Raw genomic sequence first — 20449 nt, forward strand, 5'->3', positions numbered from 1 at the left:
GAGGTTTTACCGCTCTAGGTCTTGCTTGCGGTAGGCATCAATGCCCAGCAAAATAAACAGGAGCGTAGTAAACGACCACAAGGAGGAACCACCGTAGCTGAAAAACGGCAGTGGAATTCCTACTACCGGCGCCAGTCCAATCGTCATACCAATATTCACGGCGAAGTGGAAGAACATGATGCTGGCTACGCAGTAGCCGTAGGTGCGCCCAAATACCGATTTCTGCCGCTCTGCCACATACAGAATCCGCCAGAGCAGCACAATAAACAGGATAATGACAGTAGTGCAGCCCAGCCACCCCCACTCTTCGCCAATAGTGCAGAAGATGAAGTCGGTGCTTTGCGCAGGCACAAAGTCGAACTTGGTTTGCGTGCCTTGCAGAAAGCCTTTCCCATCAAAGCCGCCCGAGCCAATAGCAATTTTGCTTTGCGTGACGTTCCAGCCTACGCCTAGTGGGTCGGCCGAGGGGTTGATGAGTACCTCGATGCGCTTGCGCTGGTGGGGTTGCAGTACGTTGTTGAAGAAGAAATCAACCCCAAACACCATTCCAATGACTACAGCCCACACACTCAAAGAAAGCGGCAAATGGTGGCGTAGCGCTTTGCGGTTGAATAGAAAAACCAACCCCAGCACAACAGTAAAGGCCACAACTAGCCACAACTTGGGTACCAGCAGCGCCAGAATCAAAATGATGGCCGCCGCCGCCATAATCACCAGAATTAGCGGCGACATACCTTCCCGAAAGTAGGCCAACAGAAAGGCGGCAAATACCAACGCCTGGCCAGTTTCGTTGGCGGCCAAGATGAGCACTGGCGGCAACAGCGTAAGGCCAGCCAGCACGGCTTGGTCGCGGAAATTCTGTTGGCGCAGATTGATGCCAGCCATAAAGCGCGACACAGCCAGTGCCGTCACGAATTTGGCAAATTCGGCGGGCTGTAGCCGCATCGGCCCCAGTTCCAGCCACGAACGTGACCCGCCAATAGGGCGCGCAATAAACGGTGTGATGATGAGTAGCACAATCATGCCGCCGTAGAGCGCAAATGCAAACGTGTCGTAGGCCTTGTAGTCGATAACCACCAGCACTACAATCAGCACAATGGCCGTACCAATCCACAAAATCTGCTTGAACCAGTCGTAAGCCATCAACTCCTGAAAGCTGAGGTTGCCGAACAGGCTGCCCGTGCTGGGCATGTCGGGCGAGTAGCTGGCCGCGTACACGCTCACCCAGCCCAGCCCTACCATCAGCAGGTAGATAAGCACAGTAACCCAATCAAGGCTACGATTATGACGAGCGGGAGCAGTAGGCATGTTGTAGGCAAGGGCCGTCTGTCATGCTGAGCTTGTTGAAGCATCTCTCCCGCTAAAGTAACTTTGAATTACCACTACGATAGAGATGCTTCGACAAGCTCAGCATGACGTTCTATTAGTGTCTTCGTCTTCTGATGAATCGTTCGGCGGGGCTTTGCAGCCAGTCTTCCCAGCGGTGGCGCCACGGGGCCACTTTGCCGCGCAAGTATTTCTCCATTATCAGTGATGCCATAGGTGCGGCAGAAGAGCCCCCGAAACCGGCATTTTCGATGAAGACGGCCACGGCAATTTTCGGGTCTTCGGCCGGCGCGAAGGCGGCGAAGGTGGCGTGGTCTTCGCCGTGGTAGTTCTGCACGGTTCCGGTTTTGCCAGCCACTGAAATACCTACATCCAGCAACGACGCATTTTCGCCGGTGCCGCCGCGGCCATCTACTACGGCTTGCATGCCCGGAATAATAGCCTCAAAATGCCGCGGGTCTACCCCAACGGTATGGCGCTCGGTGAACTGCGGCAGCGGCCCACCATTGCCAATCCGCCGCACGAAATGCGGCGTGTAGTACCAGCCACGGTTGGCCACGGTGGCCATGATATTGGCCATTTGCAAACCCGTCACGCTCAACTCGCCCTGCCCAATGCTGAGCGAGTACACTGTTTTGTAGTTCCAGCGGCGGGTTTTCAGGCGCTTATCATAGTACTCCGGCGACGGTACCAGCCCACCAATTTCACTCCGGATATCCACGCCCAGCTTGTCGCCGAGCCCAAAGGCCATCACCTTGCGGCGCCAGTCGGCCAGCCCCAGCCGCGAGTCCTCGAAGCGGTTGGTGGAACGGCCGCGCATAACGGCGGCCCGCATTACCTGGTAGAAATAAGGGTTGCAGCTTTGTTTGATGGCAATGCCAACGTTGCTGGGGTACTCGTGGCGGTGAGTGCAGCGCACCAGCTTCCAGTTGCAGTCGAAGCCGGTTTGCGGCGTCACCACGCCCATCTGCAAGGCCACCAGCTCATTCACCACTTTAAACACCGAGCCTGGCGAGTACTTGGCCATCAAGGGGCGGTTGAAGAGAGGCTTGGTGGTGTCGTTCTGCAAGGCCATGTAGCGGTTGCCCATTCCTTTACCCGTCAGAATGGAGGGCTCATAGGCCGGCGCCGACACCATTGCCAGGATTTCGCCAGTCTTGGGCTCGATGGCCACAATGTAGCCGCGCTTGTTCTTCATCAGCATCTCGCCGTACTTCTGAAGCTCGATATCAATGCTGGTGTGCAGGTCCTGCCCAGCCACCGACAGCGTATCGAACTCGCCGTTGCGGAAGGCGCCTTTTTCGATGCCACGCACATTCACCATCTTGTACTGCACCCCGCGCCGGCCCATCAGCTGCGTTTCATAGAACGATTCCAACCCGTTCACGCCTACAAAGTCGCCGGGCATGTACTTGGCAAACCGCTCACTTTCCAGCAGTTTCGGCGTGATGGAGCCCACGTAGCCCAGCGCGTGGGCCATGTTTTCGGTGCGGTACGAGCGGGCCATCCGGGCCTTGATGGTGAAGCCGGGAAAGTCCATCAGGTTGTCTTGAATGGTGGCTAGCTCGGCCGTGCTCAGGTTTTGCACCAGCGGCGAGGCTTTCACGCGGCTGAAGGTGCGGGCCACTTTCAGGCCTTCGCGCACCTCTTCCAGCGGCAGTTGCAGCAACTCACAAAACCGCAGCGTATCCAGCTGTTTCACTTCGCGCGGCACCACCATGAGGTCGTACACGGGCGTGTTCTGCACCAGCAGCTGGCCTTTGCGGTCATAGATGAGGCCCCGGTACGGCACCTGCACAATGCGCTGCAAGGTGTTGCGGTCGGCAGCCAACTTGTAGCTGCCATCCAGCACCTGAATGTAGAAGAGCCGGGCGCCAAAGGTGAGAGCAACTGCCAAGAAGATGGCCATCACCACAAACCGGCGTCCTTCGAGGTATTGCAAAGCGGTATATTCTGAAAAGTAGCTACTTACGACCAGCCGGCCGGATTCGCAAAGGTAACATCGGTTGCGCCCTTTTCAAGGTTTAGCTAGCAACAACAAGAGTAGTACACCGTCTCAAAGGCAAAAGTAGATTGACACTTCAGGGCTTGAGACTGTGCATTGGAAGTATTCTATATTGGGGATAGTTTCTGTTTGTTTCCCGGAATAGTTGATTAACATAACAATAGTTATACTCCCGACCTCGGAATAGTGGTGATTTAGCCTCCTAGCGCGGGGTGCTGCCGAAAATGTACTTTCTCAACTTTCAGTTGATAGCTCAAAGTCTCATCCCGGTGGTGCCTTCTCTACCCTCTGCCTATCTTGGCTCACATGAGCTGGACTGTCATATTAGAGGATGAGAATAAATATCCAATCGCTTCGCTAAGCAAAGAGTTTACGACGGGGGTGAGCTTGCACAACGATGCCTTTCGGATGCTACGCTACCTAGATCCCTACGGGGATACTACATTCAACTGCTTGCAACAGCAGGAGTTGCTTACAGATCTACGCTTGTTGTTGGAACTGGAACCCCACCCATTGCTGCACGAACTCATCGCTTTAATCACCCAAAGCCAACAGCAAGTGCATACCTACGTGTGTTTTTACGGCGACTAGGCACGCCTCCCCTCCGAACTGATCAAGGCAAGCGCGACGAAAGGGCAGAGTTCGGCCTTGGAAAAGCCAGAGTGGCAATGAGGGCAGCAGGTGACGCTGATACGCATTTTACCTGCTGGCCCCAACGCCTCTATTTCACTTCAATGGTAAGCCCTGGTATCTCTTCTTGGGCTTCCCGTAAAAGCGCTAAGGTTCTATCTGCCTCCTCCCCCAACGCACGCTGACTAATGGCAAAGTCGAGCCATTGAATTGTTAGAGGCGTTTCTACATCAGCTCGTATGCAATCCCAAAGCGCGTTTAGATTCTCTCCGTAGTAGTCAGGAAATCCTAAGCGTTCCTTCAGATGAGCATGTAGCGTCTCATATGTGGTCATTTGGGCTCCAAGCAGCCGTACGATCATCTGTCTCTCCTCCATATAGTTAAACAGGATTGAGCAAGGTATAATCTTTACCTGTCTATCCCACCACCACAGCTATGCAACTGCCCAAGATGAGGGATGCGCTGCTGGGTCATCTGGCGTTGCACTTCCTGCTTCAGCGATAGATTCAGTCTTCTCTTGTTGCTCATTTGGCATCTAACAAAGGGTGGTGGCTGTTGCAGAAGTATATATGTCGCGTCTTGAACGCCGTAACCGTGAGCGTTCACCAAGCGAAACGCTGTTTTCAATACTTTTCAGGGCGGCGCCTCCCGATACACCAATGACTGAATCGTTCGTCGAAGAGTTCTGCAACAGCCACGGTGGTTTGTAAAATATCACAGAACTCCACTTCACCACCTTACCGATTCCGGCGGCGGGTAGGGAAGAAGATAAGCTGCACAATGAGCAGCGTGAGGCCGGTGAACAGCGTGCTGCCGACCACCTTTACCAGCGTCAGGCCGAAGGCGCGGAAACTGCCCAACTCCAGCAGAAAGAACGCCAGATGGTGCAGGCCAATGAGTAGTGCGCTATACACCACAAACCACTGCCCGCCCATCTGATGCACGTTCACCGAGTCGGCGGCTTCGTACCCGTCGCGGGGCGTGAGCAGGCGTAGCACCCAGGGCCGCAGGTAACACAGCAGCACGGCGGCGGCGGCGTGCACTCCGCCGGTGTCGTAGAAGATGTCCATCAGCAGGCCCGTAGCAAAACCCAGCACCAGCTGCAACACAATGGGCGTGGCAATGGGCAAAAACAGCAGGAACCCCAAATAGAAAAAGCACCACGCCAGCTCAAACAATGCCAGCTTGCTTACCAGCAGCATATGGATGCCGACGAATAGCACGAAGCGCAGCAACTGCAACAAAATTCCGCCTACTCCCTTCATGGCCGCTCTTCTACTTCGGGCCGGAGTCCGGCGCGTAATTCCAGCGTGTCCCGCTCGGCCTTCAAGCGCGGATTGACTACGTACACGTAGGTCAGGTTCGAGAAATCCACGGCCAGCTTTACCCGTACGGTCCAGAAGTTCTTGTCGGGCTCTTTCACGAAATCATCCACGATGCCAATCAGGATACCCTCCGGAAATACGGCGTTGTAGCCCGACGTCACGATGGTGTCGCCGCGCACCAGCTTGTTCTGGCGCGGAATGTTGTCGAGCAGGGCGTGAGTAGGGTCGTCGCCGAGCCACTTGATGCTGCCGAAGGTGTTGTCGCGCTTGATTTTAGCGGAAATAAACGTTTTGGAGTGCAGTACGCTCGTCACGGTGGCAAACTGCTCGCTCACCACCTTTACCCGGCCCACCACCCCGGCCGCCGACAGCACACCCATACCCGTCTTCACTCCGTCGCGGGCTCCTATGTTCAAGGTCATATAGTTATCCACGCGGCGCATGGTGTTGTTCACCACGCGAGCCGGAATCAAGGGGTAGTCGGGGTCGCGGGTGGGCAGGGTACGCAGGCCCAGCAGCAACGAATCGGGGGAGCTGAGGCGGGCCAGCCGCACCCGTGAGGCGCTGTCCTGGGGCACAGGTAAGCTGTCGGCTACCCGGTGGCTTAGGTCGCTGGCATAGAGCTTCTGCCGCAGCGCGGCGTTTTCCTGCACTAGCCCTTGGTTGATGCTTTCCAACCGGAAGTAGCTGTAAATACGGTCGCGCGTCTCCAGAATTTGGCCTACGTACGTGTTGGCCGAGTTGAAGAAGGCGGCCCGCTGGTAAGTGCTATTGCGCACCAGCAAGTATAAGCTCGCTATTTCCAGCAGCGCAAACACGAGCAAGCCTCGGTAGCGGAACAGGAAGGCGAACAGGTTTCTCATGAAAAAGCGAAAAGCTAGGAGCTAGAAGTCAGGAGCTAGAAGACACATGGCATATTCTAGCTCCTGACTTCTAGCTCCTAGCTTCTCAACATTACGTCAACAGTACGCCCCGAAAGGCTTGGATGTCTTTGATGGCCTTGCCAGTGCCGCGTACCACGGCGCGTAGTGGGTCTTCGGCAATGTGAATCGGCAGCTTGGTTTTCACGGCCAAGCGCTTATCAAGGCCGCGCAGTAGGGCGCCGCCGCCGGTTAGGTGGATACCGTTCTCGTAAATATCGGCCGACAATTCGGGTGGGCTGATTTCCAGCGCCTTCAGCACGGCTTCTTCGATTTTGGCTACCGACTTGTCGAGGGCAATGGCAATTTCTGATGACGTTACTTTGATAACTTTCGGAATGCCGGTCATCAGGTCACGGCCGCGCACCTCATAGTCGGGCGGGGTTACGTCCAGTTCGGTCAGGGCCGCGCCTACTTCAATCTTGATGCGCTCCGCGGAACGCTCTCCAATCAGCAGGTTGTGCTGGCGGCGCATGTAATCCAGAATATCCTGGTTGAACACGTCCCCAGCCGTTTTGATGGACTGGTCGCAGACGATACCCGACAGGGCAATAACCGCAATTTCGGTGGTGCCGCCCCCGATGTCGATAATCATCGAACCAATAGGCTGCTCCACATCAATACCGATGCCAATAGCCGCCGCCATCGGCTCTTGAATCATCCAAACTTCCTTGGCACCGGCGTGCTCGGCGGAGTCGCGCACAGCGCGCTTTTCCACTTCCGTGATGCCCGAGGGGATGCAGATAACCATACGGTGCGAGGGCTGAAACAGCCGGTTCCGCGTGTCAATCATCTTAATCATGCCCTTTATCATTTCCTCGGCGGCGTGGAAATCGGCAATGACGCCGTCTTTGAGGGGGCGGATGGTTCTGATGTTGTCGTGGGTCTTCTCGTGCATTTGCTGCGCTTGCCGGCCCACGGCAATTACCTTATTGGTTGTGCGGTCTTTTGCGATAATGCTCGGCTCGTCCACCACGATTTTATCGTTGTGAATGATGAGCGTATTGGCCGTACCCAGGTCGATGGCAATGTCGCTGGTAAGGAAGTTGAAGAAACCCATTAGTTAACGGCAAGAAAATGAGTGCGAATGAAACTCATCCACACAAAAAGTGGGCACAAAAGTACGGAAGTTTCAGGGAAGCACGACCTGCCATTGTCAAGATCGAAGATCGAATTATCCTTCTTGTCTGCAAGTGCTGTTTCCTCCACGAATAAGCCCTCAACGGTAACGAAAACGTTAAGGGCTTATTGGATTGCTGGTCTGTCTGGCGGCCTTGGGCCGCCGGGTAGCAACGGGCTTATTAATGCTTGAAGTGGCGCACGCCAGTCAAAACCATAGCCATACCGAGGCGGTTGCAGGCGTCCACCGAGTCCTGGTCTTTGATGGAACCACCAGGCTGCACTACCGCCCGAATGCCGGCTGCTCCGGCAATTTCCACGCAGTCGGGGAAGGGGAAGAAGGCATCAGATGCCATAACCGACCCTTTCAAGTCGAAGCCGAACGAATGCGCCTTTTCAATGGCTTGGCGCAGGGCATCTACCCGCGAGGTTTGGCCCACACCCGATGCCAGCAGTTGGCCGGCCCGCGCCAGCACAATAGTGTTGCTCTTGGTGTGCTTGCACACTTTGAGGGCGAATTCCAGCGCGGCCACTTCGTCGGCGGTCGGCACCGACTCGGTAACAGTGCGGAAATCGGCAGCGCCTTCAACAGCCCGGTCGAAATCTTGCTCGATAACGCCGTTGAGCAGGGTTTTCACTTGCTTGGCAGGGAAGTCAACTGGCTTTTGGCGCAACAGAATGCGGTTTTTCTTGCTTTGCAGAATAGGCAAGGCCTCTGCCTCGAATTCGGGCGCAATCAGCACCTCGAAAAACAGCTTGTTCAGCTCCTCGGCCGTGGCGGCATCCACAGGCTTGTTCACGATGATAACGCCCCCAAATGCCGAAACTGGGTCGCAGGCTAGGGCATTGAGGTAGGCTGTGTGAACCGTGTCGGCTTGGGCAACGCCGCAGGCATTGGTGTGCTTGAGGATGGCGCAGGCGGCGGGACCATCGGCCTGAAACTCCTGCATCAACAGCACGGCGGCATCTACGTCAACCAGGTTATTGTAGCTGAGCTGCTTGCCGTGGAGCTGGTCGAACAGTGCCTCCAAATCGCCATAGAAAGTACCGGCTTGGTGCGGATTTTCGCCGTAGCGCAGCGGCGTGGATTGCTGGCCGCTGGTTGCGGATTGCGGATTGTTGGTTACGGCAGCATCACGGCTTCCTGCGCCCGCCATGTAGCCATGAATGGCCGTGTCGTAGTGTGAGGTGGTAGCAAAAGCGGCGGTAGCGTACTGCCGACGGTCTTCGAGGTCGGTGGCGCAACCTTTGGTGCGCAGCAGCTCAGTTACGGCTTCATACTGGTCGCGGCTGCTGACCACTAGCACATCGCGGAAGTTTTTGGCGGCGGCACGCAGCAATGAGATACCACCGATGTCAATCTTCTCGATGATGTCCACTTCGGGCGCACCCGAGGCTACGGTTTCCTCGAACGGGTAGAGGTCCACAATCACCAAATCGATGGGCGGAATCTGGTGCCGCTCAGCTTCGGCCAGGTCGCCGGTTTCGTGGCGGCGGTGCAGGATGCCACCGAATACTTTTGGGTGTAAGGTTTTCACCCGGCCCCCAAAAATGGAGGGAAAACCCGTCAGGCTTTCTACGGCCGTTACTTCGGCACCCTGCTCTTCCATAAACTGCTGCGTGCCCCCCGTAGAATACAGCGTGACGCCGTGCTCTTTGAGTAATGCCACCAGTGGCTCCAAACGGTCTTTGTAATAGACGGAAACAAGGGCGGAACGAATGGGCTGCGACATAGCAAGCAGAAGTTTGATGAAGAAACGAACGACGCCGCGAAGGTAGCCCCATCCAACCCGCTGTGCCAACTGCCCATCTGGAATTGTTGCGGTTTGTTCCTTTCCAAATGCAAGTGCATGCTCTACTAGCTGAGTAAATAGCTCTACCCAATAACAACCACAGACAACACGAACCCCTGGATTGAAGTATTGTATAGTACCGCCACCCTACCCTGCGTATTATATGCCCACATCCTTTATTTCTGAGTTGAAGAGCTCCGATTCTTTCGCCGATACGGCTTCCTTTACTAGTTCTTCGCCCGAAACTGCTGCCGCCACCTTAGTACCGCGCTTATTGGCCCAGGCCCCAGCCTCCGACTTCGAAGGCGGTTTCCCGACCCAGGAATTCACCTGGCTTCAAGAGGCAGGCCTGCTGACGGCTCCCCTCCCCCTGGCGCTTGGGGGCACCGACTTTGCCGAAGTCCGCCATACCTTGCCATTGCTGCGCACGCTCCGGCACATTGGGCACGGCAACCTAGCGGTGGGGCGCGTGTACGAAGGGCACGTCAATGCGCTGCAACTGCTTCAACGCTTTGGCACGGCGGCCCAGGTGGCGCGCTATGCCACTGATGCACACAGCGGGCATTGGTTTGGCGTGTGGAATACTGAAGCCGCCGACGGTGTGAAACTGGAGCCCTTGCCCAACGGGCGTTACCGGCTGCACGGCAGCAAAACCTTCGGCTCGGGTTCCGATTTTCTGAGTCGGCCGCTGCTGACGGCGGCCTTGCCTAATGGCGGCTGGCAGATGCTGATTCTGCCCGCCGATGAGCAGCAACCCACCTACGATGCCAGCTTTTGGCGGCCCCTAGGTATGCGCGCTACGGCCAGCTTCCGGGTTGATTTTACGGGCCTGGAAGTGGGGCCTGATGATTTGATAGGCCAGCCCGGCGACTATTATCGCCAACCGTGGTTTAGTGGCGGGGCCATCCGGTTTGCGGCAGTGCAGTTAGGCGGGGCCGAAGCTGTATTCGACGAAACCCGGCACTTTCTGCAAGGCTTGGGCCGCACCGACGACCCGTACCAGCGCCAGCGCCTCGGCGAAATGGCTTTGCTAGTTGAAAGCGGCAACCACTGGCTGCGCGGCGCCGCCGACCATGCTAGCCGTGCCGCCGCCGAATCCGACGCAGAAGCAACCGTAGCCTATGCCAACATGATGCGTACGGCCATCGAGGAAATCTGTCTGCGCGTGCTGCAATTAGCCGAGCGGTGCGTAGGAGCCCGCGGCCTGCTGAAACCGGAGCCGTTCGAGCGGCTGCACCGCGACCTGACGCATTACCTACGCCAGCCCGCCCCGGATGCTGCCCAAGCCGATGCCGGCCGCTTCGTGCTCGACCGTACCGCTCCCGCCCATTCTCTCTGGCATGACTAGCGTATTCTCTTTCGATTTCCAGACCCTACCCCTACGCCCCCCCGACTACGCGGCTACCCTGGGCCCCACAGTGCTTATTGCCCCCCACCCCGACGATGAAAGCCTGGGTTGCGGTGGCCTGCTGGCTTTACTGCGAGAGGCTGATGTACCTGTGTGGTGCGTGCTAGTGAGTGACGGAAGCATGTCGCACCCAAACTCGGTGAAGTTTCCGGCGGCAGCCCGGCAGGCCCTACGTGAGACCGAACTACGCCTAGCCCTGACCGAATTAGGCTTGGATTCCAGCCAGCTGTATACCCTCAACCTCCCCGACGGCAGCGTGCCTACCCCTGACACACCAACTGGCGCCGCCGCCGTTCAGCGGTTGCACACATTTCTACACCAAATCAGCCCCAAAACCGTTCTGTGCCCGTGGCGCCGCGACCCGCACCCCGACCACCGTGCTACTAGTGAACTGGTGCGCGCCACTTTGGCCACGTTGCCCCTGCCGCCACGCTTGCTCGAATACGTGGTCTGGGCTTGGCAACGAGCGGCCCCCGCCGATTTGCCCCAACCCGGCGAAGCTACTGGCTGGCGGCTGGATATCAGCGCGGTATTGCCCCAAAAACAACGAGCCATTGCCGCACACCGCTCCCAACTGGCCCCTGGTATCATCGACGATGACCCGGCAGGTTTTCTGCTGTCGGCGGAAATGCTGGCTCACTTTGCGCAGCCGTTTGAGGCGTACCTGGAAGTGAGTAGCTGATTGTTTGGGTATTGATTATTACAAGGCGATAAATCAACATCCTCCTCAACCAACCACCAACCCATTCATCTGTTATCCTATGAATCCTAACCAGCCCAATACCCTAAAACCCGACTACTTCGATAAGGTATATCAGGCCAACAATGACCCCTGGAATTTCGAAACCAGCCCGTACGAACAAGGCAAATACGCCGATACAATAGCCGCGCTGCCTGCTGAAAGGCAGTACGAAAGTGCGTTTGAAGTGGGCTGCTCTCTAGGAGTTCTAACCGAGCAATTAGCGCTTCGGTGCCGCCATTTATTGGCGGTAGATGTAGCAGCTGCGCCGTTGGAACGTGCCCGCCAGCGGTGTGCACACCTGCCGCAGGTGGAATTCCGACAGATGACTTTACCCGCTGAATTTCCGGAAGGAGCAACCTTTGACTTGGTAGTGCTGTCGGAAGTGGGCTATTACTGGGCAATGCCCGACTTAGAGCAAGTAGCCAAAGAGTTGCTAGCGGCTTTGCAACCCGGCGGCCACCTGCTGCTGGTACATTGGACTCCGCCCGTCCACGATTATCCGCTGACCGGCGACGAAGTCCACGAGTTTTTCTTAGCTAAATCCGGTCCCGAAGGTCCACTACAGCACCTACACGGCCATCGGGCGGCGCAGTACCGGCTCGATTTGTTGGCCCGGTGCTAACGGCTGCGGCACCGGCAAACCCGTTGCCCTGCCTACTAGCCCGGTCTCTTCTTGCTGACACTGAGCTAGTAGCAGGCGTAGTTCCTTTACGGCCATCGACAAAGTAGTTACGCGCCCGCGCCGCCATACGGCCCGGTGTTTCAGTACCCATTCCCAGAGCAGCCCAAAGGTTGGGGCACTGGTAATCTGCCTTGCCAATTGGCTCGACGGCACGCTTAGCACCGCCGCTAACCGCACGCACGACGGCCACTGCGAGCGATGCTGCTGCTGGGCCTGCTCCCATAACTGCCGCAATTTTCGGCGGGCGGTCCACTCAGCAGCCAGCGCAGCACCGCTTTCCACGAGTGGTTCCCGCTGCTGCCGGGTCATGCGGGCCCACTCGCGCAACTGCCACGACAGCCCCACCGCCACCCGCCCCGCATACCGCGCCGACGTGCTGACCTGCACCGCCGGGCTGTGCCGTAGCTGCAAATCATGGCGGCGCAACGCCTGCCAGAGGGCTTCGTCTTCCAGAAACGGTACCACTGGCAAGCCTCCTACCTTGCGGTAAGCAGCTACTGTTAGCGCCAAACTGGCCCCGTAATGCTGATGATGCCGAGGCCAGGGGTCGGCGGGCTCTGGGTCAAGCAACGCTTCAAGGTGGGCGCGTAATAGGCGGTAGGCCGCGTCGTGCAGGTGGGTGCGGCGCACTGGGCACTTCTGCAATGCAGGCTGCTCCGGAAAAATACGCCCCCCAACCGCATCGGCTCCGGCTTTCATTTCTGAAAGGGTGGCGGCCAGCCAAGTTGGCGCCACCCGAGTATCGGCGTCGGTACTAGCGATAATGCCGGTAGCGCCGGCCACAGATTCTAGCCGGCGGCAGGCCTCATCCATCAGCAGGCGGCGGGCTTGCCCTACGTGCGCTTCGGCCGGCGGCAGTTTCACTTCGGCTACATACAAAGCCAAGCTTGGATGCTGCTGAGCAAACTTATGAACCACGGCTGCCGTCCGGTCTTTGCAGTTATTAGCCAACACCAGAACCTCGTAGCTGGCAAAATCAAGTGGCTGGCCGTGTAGGTCAGTTTGGGTTGCCAGCGCTTGAAGGGTGGCTGGCAGGTTGCTGGCTTCGTCTTTGGCCGGAATGATAACGCTTGCAAGCAGGCTGGCATGGGGTGCGGCCGCCTCTCGCCATATACCAGTTAGCACAGATGAGGTGGGAGAAGAAGGCGTGGCAGAGCTAGTGGCGGAAGGTAGCATCGGGTAATCTGATACACGAATCAGTAAAAAACAGTAACAGAAAGGCGGGCCACTTGTCTAATGTCGAGCTTGCTGAGACCTGCAAAAGAGCGGCCCTCCCACATGGTGTGGAAGGGCCGGAAATTGAATATGTAGGCTTGTTCTGGAAAGCGCCAGCAGATTGTAATGGCACTCACTAGCGCTAGAAAGCTTCGCCCACAGCGAAGATGATACCTGAGTTACCACCCGAGCCCACGCCGTAGTCGAGACGGATGTTGAGCCGGTCGGCGCGGTTGAAACGGAATCGGGCACCTAAGCCACCCGCCACTTTGGTACCGTCAAAGGTGTAGTCGGAAATCTTGTAGCCCACCTGACCGACGCCCAGGAAGCCCACTACATCGAAGCGCCAGAACAGCTTCTGCCGAATCTCAGCCTGTACGGTAGTAAACTGCCGCTCGCGGAAGCGGTTTTCGTAGATGCCACGCATCAAATACGCTCCGTTGTAGAGAGAGCCACCCAACGTAGCACCCATACCGCCCAACTCCCGAAACGGCACGTTGCCGGAGTGATACTGCCCTACAAATTGCGCCGCGAAAATAGTGTTGTTGGAGCCGAACAGCGGGTTGAAGTGCCGGGCATCAACCTGGTAGCGGTTGAACTTGTAGTCACTACCTAAGGCCGAGCCGTTGAAGAGCATATGTGCATCTACAAAGTTACCGCGGTAGGTAGCCAGCACATTGTCGCGCCCATCATAGAGCAAAGCAGGGCCCACGCCGGAACTAACCCCACCTTCCCGCTGGTCGGCCGGAATAGCATAGTAAGGCGCAGTAGAGCCCTCAGTATCACGCAACTCTACTTTGCCCAAGTTGGTGAGGCGGTAGCGCACCCCCACAAATAGGTTAGGAACCGTTTTGATCAACGCCTTCTCATCAAAGATGAACAGCGGGTACTGAATATGCGATTCTGCGCTCTTATTGGTGTTATTACCACGGCCGTAGTAGTTGAAGGCTAGGTCGAAGTAGCTCAACTCGCCAGAGAAATAGAACTTCTCGCCGGGCGTGAAAATGGTGTGCGTGAGTTGCACCGTGGTTTGCTTTTCCTGCGAGTACCAGGCCAGCAAGCGGGCATTGGACTTGCGCACTGTGGTATCGGTGCCGAAGCGCCACACCGGTAAAATAGCTACTCCAGCTGCAAAGCCCGTTTCCTGCTGATAGAAGGCTATCGGAACAGGGATGAAGCTGGGCTTGTCGCTGGGCGCGAAAATCGATTTTTTCTTGGGGGTGTCGTCGACGACACCGAGTTGAGGGGGCGTGGGGGTGGCGGTGCCATCAGTAATGGTAGGGGCCACTTGGGCCGCACCCATTCGGGCCAGGCTGCACAGCAGAATCAGCGGCAGGTAGAGAAAGCGCATATAGGCTTCAGGTAAGAAAAGGGAAATGGATAACTGTGCCTTGGAAAGCCACTCAGACAGATTTTGTCTGCCGGCAACCGTACCCCATAGCGCATGTCGTTGCTAACCTAACGCAACAGGTGCTCCTACGGTTTTACCCTATCACCTCTACCAATAGCATAGAGAGCACACCGGCCAGCATAATGCCTTTGCACCAAGTACTTAGTTTAGCAAAATGTCGGCGCCGGTCGGCTCGCCACAGCAGCCGAAGCAGTGCCAGCAACGGCACCAGCACCAGCACCAGTAGCCACCCGCCCAGCAGCACTGGGCCGTGTAGGAGAGCTTCGCCCACAGCACCCAATACGAGCAAAAGCAAGCATCCCAGAAAAAAGCCAGTTACCCATTTAGTGCGTGCCACCCCCCACACAATGGGCAAGGTGTGGCAGTCGTGTTGGGCGTCGCCGCGCATGTCTTCCACGTCTTTCACTATTTCGCGCACCACAGTCAGCAGGAAAGCCGCCAGCGCGTAGGCCCACACACTACCCGTACCGGTGCGTAGCTGTAGCTCGGGTAGCAGCACCAAAGCCGCCGTGAGAGTAGCAATGCTGAGGTTACCCACTAATGCCACCCGCTTGAACCGCACCGAGTATCCCCACAGCAACACCGCCGAGCCCAGCGTTACGAGTCCTAACAGTGGAGAAAGTAGTGCGCCAATACCCACACCTAGCCCTGAAAGCAGCATGTGTGCCAGCATAGCCCGCCGCCGCCGCACCACCCGACCTACTACCAACCGCCCCGGCCGGTTTATGGCGTCAATCTTGACATCGTAGTAGTCGTTGATGATATAGCCAGCGGCCCCAATGCACAAGGTTGCCAACACTAGCAATCCAAAACGCAGATCAAGTAAGGTAGCCAGAGGCATAGCAGGGCGTAGCAGCCCCGCCCGAACTAGCACCAAGCACAGCAGCATAATCAGCAAGTTGGGTAGCCGGATAAGCTGCGCGATAGGCCGCAATACCAGACTGTGCCCAGTGCTGTCGTCATCGGACCCGGCTGAACCAACTGGGGAGGCAGTCGAAGAAAAGAAAGCAGACGACATAGCCACGGGCAATCAGAGAAGAGGAAAGCTACCAGCGCGAAAAAGTAACTGGCAACAAAAAGGTAACGTTGAAACCCGGTTTTTTCTGCGCTCAAGCGGCGCCTGCACGAATAGAAAGAAAGCCTCCCCAGTGTTGGAGAGGCTTTCCAGAATACAAAAAGCGAAGTAGGCTTAAGCCTTATACACGCTTTACGTTCACTGCATTTACGCCCTTACGGCCTTCCTGCGTATCAAATTCCACCCGGTCATTCTGCTGGATCTGGCCCCCGTTAAGGCCCGTTACGTGCACGAAGAAGTCTTCCTTCGTCTCGTCATCTGTAATGAAGCCATAGCCCTTCGACTCATTATAGAATTTTACGGTTCCTGTTTTCATGTAAAAAAAGAAAATGGTGAATAGATGATGCGGGTAAAGATAGAGGTAATTAGGAAAAGCGCAACTCCGCGCAGCCTACCGCCTTATTGCTTCTAAATCAGGCCGCTGACGCCCCTATATAGGACACGCAGCTACCAGGTTTTTTGGGCCTTCATGGTGGCCTCCAGCAGCTCGCGCACGGCCCCGCGCCCACCCGGCTTACTGGTCACGTACTGGCTGATGGCCAGCACATCGGGAGCAGCATCGGCGGGGCAGGTTGCCAAGCCACAGCGGCGCATCACTTCGATGTCGGGCATATCGTCGCCCATGTAGGCAATGTGTTGCGGGTCGAGGCGGTAGGTGTTGATGTAGTTGTTGAAGATTTTCATCTTATCATCTACCCCCAGAAAAATGTCGCGCACATCCAACGACTCCAGCCGCTTGCGTACCCCTTCCTCTTCGCGCCCCGATATAATGGCTATCCGATAGCCCTGCTTGAGGGCATGCCGAATAGCATAGCCATCGTGAATATGGAAGGTGCGGGCTTGCTCACCAGAATTCAAGGCCAGCAGAGTGCCGTCGGTAAGCACCCCATCCACATCGAAAATAAATGCTTTAACAGCCGATAAATCAGGAAACATCGGGTGACGTGTTGCTTGTTGATGTGCTGATTTGCGCGTTGTTGACGTGTTGATTGTCAGCTTTCCACGTCAGCCGTCAACACACCACTATCTTACTTCTGATTGTCGCGCCACTCGTACACCCACTTAGCCTGAATCTGCTCTAAGTGGCCTTCGTTGGCTTCTTCTTTGGTGCCTTCAAAATTGGGCAAGCTCAGCACCCAATCCAGCAGCTCCGTGAAACGGATGCGGTAGATTTTAGCTTCCGAAAAGTCGTCACCAAACTTTTCATACAAGGCCATGGCCACATCTTCGTGGTCATTCCAGTGCATAGGGGGCTCGAAGTGGGCCATGGTATTGAATTGTTAAATTGATGAATGGCTAAATTATTGGTCGTACGAGTAGCTCGCGGTACGATCAACTATCCAACAATTCACTCATTGAAATTAGTGTCCCAGAAACTCCTGTGCTGGAATAAGGATAACCAGATCCTGCGTGGAAGCTTGCACTACACACTGGCAACCCAAGCGCGAGTTGATGCGTGGATTTACGGCCCGGTCGATGAAATCTTCTTCTTTGTCACTGATTTCGGGCAGCTCGTTTTCTCCTTGCAACACATACACGTGGCAGGTGCTACAGCCGCAAACACCACCGCAGTTGTGCTGAAGCTGAATGCCATTGTTGAGGGCTACGTCCAGAACCGATTCGCCTTCTGCGGCAACGTGCGTCTGGGCGGGCTGGCCGTCCTGGAATTGGAAGGTAATATTGACAGCTTTCACAAGGGAATCTTCAGGCGAGGCAAAATGAGGGCACAAAGGTACGCACCCCTGCTCCCGATTCAAAGCTCTGAGGCTTCCTCAATGTTTCCACTTAGCTTGGCTTGTTGCAACTGAATGCTGTCTGTCAAGGCGTTATACAATTCCAACCAGCCCGGATGGTTTACTAGTGCAGTCTGGTGACGGGCTAGCGTAGGCGTATCGTGTCGGGCAGCGGGACCGGTTTGCACTGTAAATGGTGGAAATGCCAAGGCTTTTTCTACTGTTTCGTGTAGCAACGGCGCTAGTAGATGTAGCGGCAGTTGCTGCTCTTGTAGCAGCGCGTGGCTGATGCCGAACAGGTGATTGGTGAAGTTGCAGGCAAATACAGCGGCAATATGTATGGCCTGCCGCTGCGGGGTAGCCACGAGTTGGGCTTGCTCACTGAGCGTACCAGCTAATGCCAGCAACGTAGCTTCGCTTTCTGCGTCTGCGGCCTCAATACACAACGGGACGGTGCGCCAGTCTACATTTCGGCCCATGCTAAAAGTTTGGAGTGGGTAGAATATACCCCCCCGGATGCTAGCCAGCCCAGCAAAAACTTTTAATGGAACCGTACCCGACGTATGTGCTACCAATGCTCCCGTTGGAAACTGTGCTTGCGCCAGCACCTCGGGCACAGCCGTATCGGGCACGGCCAGCAGATACACGTCGGCGGGCGGTATAGCAGTCAGGTTTAGGCTAGTTAGTACGTGGGTGCTGGGAAGTTGAGCTGCTAAAGCAGTAGCTGAAGCGGAGGTACGGCTCCAGATATACGGCACTTGATGCCCAGCCTGCACCAAAACCGTTGCCAGTTGGCTGGCTACTCGCCCCGCGCCCAGCAGAATAATGCGCGATGGGCGCGGCTGAGGTATCATCATGGTACAAATTAAAGAACAGCAGCGCGCAAAAATGCATTAACCCAACAAGAATGATGATTTCATCTTGGCAAGTTCACAAGAAAAATAAGCAACTTGGGGCGCAGGAGTATCACCCAAATATTCCTTCACACGCATATTTACTTGTTTTCACTTCACCCTTCCACCTTTTTCTTTATGCAAAATTTGTACACTGCATCTTGGCAGAAACTAGCATTTGCGGCTGTTCTGGCAGCCAGCGCGGCTACTGCCCAGGGGCAAACCCGGCTGCGTAACCAGCAACCAATTACGCCCAGCGTAGACTACATCCAGGCTGGGCAGCCAACGGCCAGCCGCACCACCGCCATCGGCTATACCTCCGGCCAGGGCCAGAATGTAGCAGGAACCTACACCGACCTGGGTACCACAGGCACGGCTATTACAACTGCCAACCTCGATGATGCCAGCTCGGCCGCCCAAAACATTGGCTTTACCTTCAACTACAATGGGGTTGCCTTTACCCAGTTTGTGCTCAACACCAACGGCTTTATCAAACTGGGCGCCGTAGCTCCCACGCTGGCCAACGATTTGCGGCCGTTGATCAACGCCACTGATGCCAACATCATTGCGCCGGCTTCCGGAGTGGATTTGCAGGGTGCTGCCGACCAAACTGCCAACCCCACTGAGTTTCGGATGGCAACCACTGGTACTGCGCCTAACCGCGTATGCACTATCCAGTTTAAAAACTTGCGGGATAAGGCTACGCCTTTCACGGGTGGGTCGGTGCCTCCACAGTTTGCCACCATGCAGTTTCAGGTGAAGCTGTATGAAAGCAGCAGCAACATAGAGTTCGTGTACGGAGTCTGGACTGCTACCACTTCCGCTGCTGACTATCAGCCATTCCGTGCTGGCTTGAAAGCCAATGCGCTACCGGCGCAAATTACGCTGGCCAGCCTGAGCGAAGTTAGCCTGCTGCGTAAGGAGGATACTGATCCGTGGAGTGCCACTACGTTTGCCAACACCTTCACAGACGGTTCTTCGGTTTATATATCCACTTTCGACGCCGATAACAGCGTATTGCCCGATGCCGGCCGCACCTACCGTTTCCGGTTGGCACCAGCTGTTGACGCTGCCACGCAGGTTATTTATTCTGTGGGCAAAGCACCGGTTAGCGCACCCCAGGTTGTGCAGGCGGTGGTAACTAACCTTGGTACTACGGCTCTTACCGGCGTGCCAGTAACCCTGGGCGTGACGGGAGCTACCACGTTCACCGATGTGAAGCTTATCCCCAGCCTGGCAGTAGGGGCCTCGGCTACTGTGACTTTCTCAGCCTACACTCCTACTACCGTAGGCAACAATACCCTGACGGTAACAGCCGCCGCCGCCAGTGACGGCCAGGCCACTAACAACGCTCAGACTTTCACGCAGGCTGTAACGGCTAACAACATCTCGTATATTGAACAAAATCAGCCGGTTACCAACGCTTTGTCGGTGAGCAGCACCACGCCAGATGGTATCCTGGCAGTTAAATACACGGCGGCCTCACAGGCAACTGTGGGAGAAGTGCGGATTAATTTTCCGGACAACCCCAACCCATCCACTTATCAGGTAGTGGTACTGGGTGCTAACAGTGCTGGCCTACCGGGTACCACTCTCTTCACCTCTACCACCCAAACCCGGCCGACCACTGCCGGTGTAGTAACGGTTCCGGTTACGGGTACTATTTCGGTAAACGGGACTTTCTTTGTTGGGGTGAAAGAGGTTACCGGGGGTTCTGCCGTAGGCTATCAGCAAGAGCAGCCGTTGCGCGCCGGTACGTTCTACGCACAGGTTAGCGGTAGTTGGGTTGATATAGGAACCCAATTTCCAGCTCGTCTGGCAATTGAAGCCGGCTTCAGCAGCCGTGTGCTGAACACGAACAGCCCTGCTCTGTCTAAGGCGGTTACTATGTACCCTAACCCTAGCAATGGTGTGGTGAAAGTGGACGTGCGTGGTGCTAGTGCGAAAGGTGCACTGAACGTAAGCGTAGTAAACACACTCGGCCAGACGGTATACACCAACAGCCTGAAAGACAACTTTCTTAACGAAGTAAACTTGTCGAGCTTAGCTAACGGTATTTACACGCTGAAAGTACAGACTGGTAGCGAGTTCACCTCCCGCCAGCTGGTGCTTACCAAGTAAGCTTACTGGAACTTCTGTTACGCAAAAAGGGCAGCCATTTGGCTGCCCTTT

20 protein-coding genes are annotated in these 20449 nt (G+C 56.1%); 5 read left to right on the forward strand and 15 right to left on the reverse strand.

The genetic code is table 11. The features are described from left to right. Positions 1-6: 6 nt before the first annotated feature. Both rodA and mrdA read right to left on the reverse strand, forming a co-directional pair. Positions 7-1308 (reverse strand): rod shape-determining protein RodA, encoded by a 1302-nt coding sequence (gene rodA, locus G536_RS0114960; protein ID WP_022824418.1) that lies wholly within the window; start codon positions 1306-1308, stop codon positions 7-9. 115 nt (positions 1309-1423) lie between these two features. Continuing rightward, complete coding sequence (gene mrdA, locus G536_RS0114965; RefSeq protein WP_022824419.1) at positions 1424-3268, reverse strand: penicillin-binding protein 2; 1845 nt, start codon at positions 3266-3268, stop codon at positions 1424-1426. 369 nt (positions 3269-3637) lie between these two features. On the opposite strand from mrdA, the gene G536_RS0114970 reads away from it, so the two are divergent. Then, positions 3638-3922, forward strand: a complete 285-nt coding sequence (locus G536_RS0114970; protein WP_022824420.1) for a hypothetical protein — start codon at positions 3638-3640, stop codon at positions 3920-3922. 130 nt (positions 3923-4052) lie between these two features. Here G536_RS0114970 and G536_RS33090 read toward each other — a convergent pair whose 3' ends face one another. From G536_RS33090 to purH, 5 genes are all read right to left on the reverse strand, one after another. Continuing rightward, positions 4053-4337, reverse strand: coding sequence for a barstar family protein (locus G536_RS33090; protein ID WP_022824421.1), 285 nt, complete (start codon positions 4335-4337; stop codon positions 4053-4055). Positions 4338-4698: 361 nt separating this feature from the next. Next, entirely contained in the window at positions 4699-5226 is a 528-nt protein-coding gene (locus G536_RS0114980; protein WP_022824422.1) for a hypothetical protein, read from the reverse strand. Further along, positions 5223-6149, reverse strand: a complete 927-nt coding sequence (gene mreC / locus G536_RS0114985) for a rod shape-determining protein MreC (protein ID WP_022824423.1) — start codon at positions 6147-6149, stop codon at positions 5223-5225. Before mreC ends, G536_RS0114980 begins: the two co-directional genes overlap by 4 nt. Positions 6150-6240: 91 nt before the next feature. Further along, positions 6241-7266, reverse strand: coding sequence for a rod shape-determining protein (locus G536_RS0114990; protein WP_022824424.1), 1026 nt, complete (start codon positions 7264-7266; stop codon positions 6241-6243). 241 nt (positions 7267-7507) lie between these two features. Beyond that, the gene (gene purH / locus G536_RS0114995) at positions 7508-9058 is read right to left on the reverse strand and encodes a bifunctional phosphoribosylaminoimidazolecarboxamide formyltransferase/IMP cyclohydrolase (protein ID WP_022824425.1); all 1551 of its coding nucleotides are present in this window, start codon (positions 9056-9058) and stop codon (positions 7508-7510) included. Between the two features lie 223 nt (positions 9059-9281). Here purH and G536_RS28105 point away from each other — a divergent pair, with 223 nt between their 5' ends. From G536_RS28105 to G536_RS0115010, 3 genes are all read left to right on the forward strand, one after another. Continuing rightward, positions 9282-10466, forward strand: a complete 1185-nt coding sequence (locus G536_RS28105) for an acyl-CoA dehydrogenase family protein (protein ID WP_022824426.1) — start codon at positions 9282-9284, stop codon at positions 10464-10466. After that, positions 10459-11208 (forward strand): PIG-L deacetylase family protein, encoded by a 750-nt coding sequence (locus G536_RS0115005; RefSeq protein ID WP_022824427.1) that lies wholly within the window; start codon positions 10459-10461, stop codon positions 11206-11208. Before G536_RS28105 ends, G536_RS0115005 begins: the two co-directional genes overlap by 8 nt. 79 nt (positions 11209-11287) lie before the next feature. After that, positions 11288-11890, forward strand: coding sequence for a class I SAM-dependent DNA methyltransferase (locus tag G536_RS0115010; RefSeq protein WP_022824428.1), 603 nt, complete (start codon positions 11288-11290; stop codon positions 11888-11890). Here the strand turns inward: G536_RS0115010 and G536_RS28110 are convergent. From G536_RS28110 to G536_RS28115, 8 genes are all read right to left on the reverse strand, one after another. Then, positions 11837-13126 (reverse strand): glycosyltransferase family 2 protein, encoded by a 1290-nt coding sequence (locus tag G536_RS28110; RefSeq protein WP_084708631.1) that lies wholly within the window; start codon positions 13124-13126, stop codon positions 11837-11839. The genes G536_RS0115010 and G536_RS28110 overlap by 54 nt on opposite strands. Before the next feature lie 181 nt (positions 13127-13307). Then, positions 13308-14516, reverse strand: coding sequence for a BamA/TamA family outer membrane protein (locus G536_RS0115020; RefSeq protein WP_022824430.1), 1209 nt, complete (start codon positions 14514-14516; stop codon positions 13308-13310). 133 nt (positions 14517-14649) lie between these two features. Continuing rightward, complete coding sequence (locus G536_RS0115025) at positions 14650-15594, reverse strand: geranylgeranylglycerol-phosphate geranylgeranyltransferase (protein WP_022824431.1); 945 nt, start codon at positions 15592-15594, stop codon at positions 14650-14652. Positions 15595-15772: 178 nt separating this feature from the next. Then, positions 15773-15967, reverse strand: a complete 195-nt coding sequence (locus G536_RS0115030) for a cold-shock protein (RefSeq protein WP_022824432.1) — start codon at positions 15965-15967, stop codon at positions 15773-15775. Between the two features lie 131 nt (positions 15968-16098). Continuing rightward, positions 16099-16587, reverse strand: coding sequence for a KdsC family phosphatase (locus G536_RS0115035; RefSeq protein WP_022824433.1), 489 nt, complete (start codon positions 16585-16587; stop codon positions 16099-16101). 92 nt (positions 16588-16679) lie between these two features. After that, positions 16680-16919 (reverse strand): Fe-S cluster assembly protein IscX, encoded by a 240-nt coding sequence (gene iscX, locus G536_RS0115040; protein WP_022824434.1) that lies wholly within the window; start codon positions 16917-16919, stop codon positions 16680-16682. A 93-nt stretch (positions 16920-17012) separates the two neighbouring features. After that, a complete protein-coding gene (locus tag G536_RS0115045; protein WP_022824435.1) occupies positions 17013-17345 on the reverse strand; it encodes a 2Fe-2S iron-sulfur cluster-binding protein in 333 nt (110 codons plus the stop codon). Positions 17346-17404: 59 nt separating this feature from the next. Beyond that, a complete protein-coding gene (locus G536_RS28115) occupies positions 17405-18241 on the reverse strand; it encodes a Rossmann-like and DUF2520 domain-containing protein (protein ID WP_084708632.1) in 837 nt (278 codons plus the stop codon). Between the two features lie 174 nt (positions 18242-18415). On the opposite strand from G536_RS28115, the gene G536_RS0115055 reads away from it, so the two are divergent. Beyond that, the gene (locus G536_RS0115055; RefSeq protein WP_022824437.1) at positions 18416-20398 is read left to right on the forward strand and encodes a T9SS type A sorting domain-containing protein; all 1983 of its coding nucleotides are present in this window, start codon (positions 18416-18418) and stop codon (positions 20396-20398) included. Positions 20399-20449 lie beyond the last annotated feature (51 nt).

The organism is Hymenobacter norwichensis DSM 15439, assembly GCF_000420705.1.
GTDB lineage: Bacteria > Bacteroidota > Bacteroidia > Cytophagales > Hymenobacteraceae > Hymenobacter > Hymenobacter norwichensis.

Coding starts and splice junctions, on each gene's coding strand:
- rodA (WP_022824418.1), bottom strand. CDS start 1,308: ATGCCTACTGCTCCCGCTCGTCATAATCGTAGCCTTGATTGGGTTACT.
- G536_RS0114970 (WP_022824420.1), top strand. CDS start 3,638: ATGAGCTGGACTGTCATATTAGAGGATGAGAATAAATATCCAATCGCT.
- G536_RS33090 (WP_022824421.1), bottom strand. CDS start 4,337: ATGGAGGAGAGACAGATGATCGTACGGCTGCTTGGAGCCCAAATGACC.
- G536_RS0114980 (WP_022824422.1), bottom strand. CDS start 5,226: ATGAAGGGAGTAGGCGGAATTTTGTTGCAGTTGCTGCGCTTCGTGCTA.
- mreC (WP_022824423.1), bottom strand. CDS start 6,149: ATGAGAAACCTGTTCGCCTTCCTGTTCCGCTACCGAGGCTTGCTCGTG.
- G536_RS0114990 (WP_022824424.1), bottom strand. CDS start 7,266: ATGGGTTTCTTCAACTTCCTTACCAGCGACATTGCCATCGACCTGGGT.
- purH (WP_022824425.1), bottom strand. CDS start 9,058: ATGTCGCAGCCCATTCGTTCCGCCCTTGTTTCCGTCTATTACAAAGAC.
- G536_RS28105 (WP_022824426.1), top strand. CDS start 9,282: ATGCCCACATCCTTTATTTCTGAGTTGAAGAGCTCCGATTCTTTCGCC.
- G536_RS0115005 (WP_022824427.1), top strand. CDS start 10,459: ATGACTAGCGTATTCTCTTTCGATTTCCAGACCCTACCCCTACGCCCC.
- G536_RS0115010 (WP_022824428.1), top strand. CDS start 11,288: ATGAATCCTAACCAGCCCAATACCCTAAAACCCGACTACTTCGATAAG.
- G536_RS28110 (WP_084708631.1), bottom strand. CDS start 13,126: ATGCTACCTTCCGCCACTAGCTCTGCCACGCCTTCTTCTCCCACCTCA.
- G536_RS0115020 (WP_022824430.1), bottom strand. CDS start 14,516: ATGCGCTTTCTCTACCTGCCGCTGATTCTGCTGTGCAGCCTGGCCCGA.
- G536_RS0115025 (WP_022824431.1), bottom strand. CDS start 15,594: ATGTCGTCTGCTTTCTTTTCTTCGACTGCCTCCCCAGTTGGTTCAGCC.
- G536_RS0115030 (WP_022824432.1), bottom strand. CDS start 15,967: ATGAAAACAGGAACCGTAAAATTCTATAATGAGTCGAAGGGCTATGGC.
- G536_RS0115035 (WP_022824433.1), bottom strand. CDS start 16,587: ATGTTTCCTGATTTATCGGCTGTTAAAGCATTTATTTTCGATGTGGAT.
- iscX (WP_022824434.1), bottom strand. CDS start 16,919: ATGGCCCACTTCGAGCCCCCTATGCACTGGAATGACCACGAAGATGTG.
- G536_RS28115 (WP_084708632.1), bottom strand. CDS start 18,241: ATGATGATACCTCAGCCGCGCCCATCGCGCATTATTCTGCTGGGCGCG.
- G536_RS0115055 (WP_022824437.1), top strand. CDS start 18,416: ATGCAAAATTTGTACACTGCATCTTGGCAGAAACTAGCATTTGCGGCT.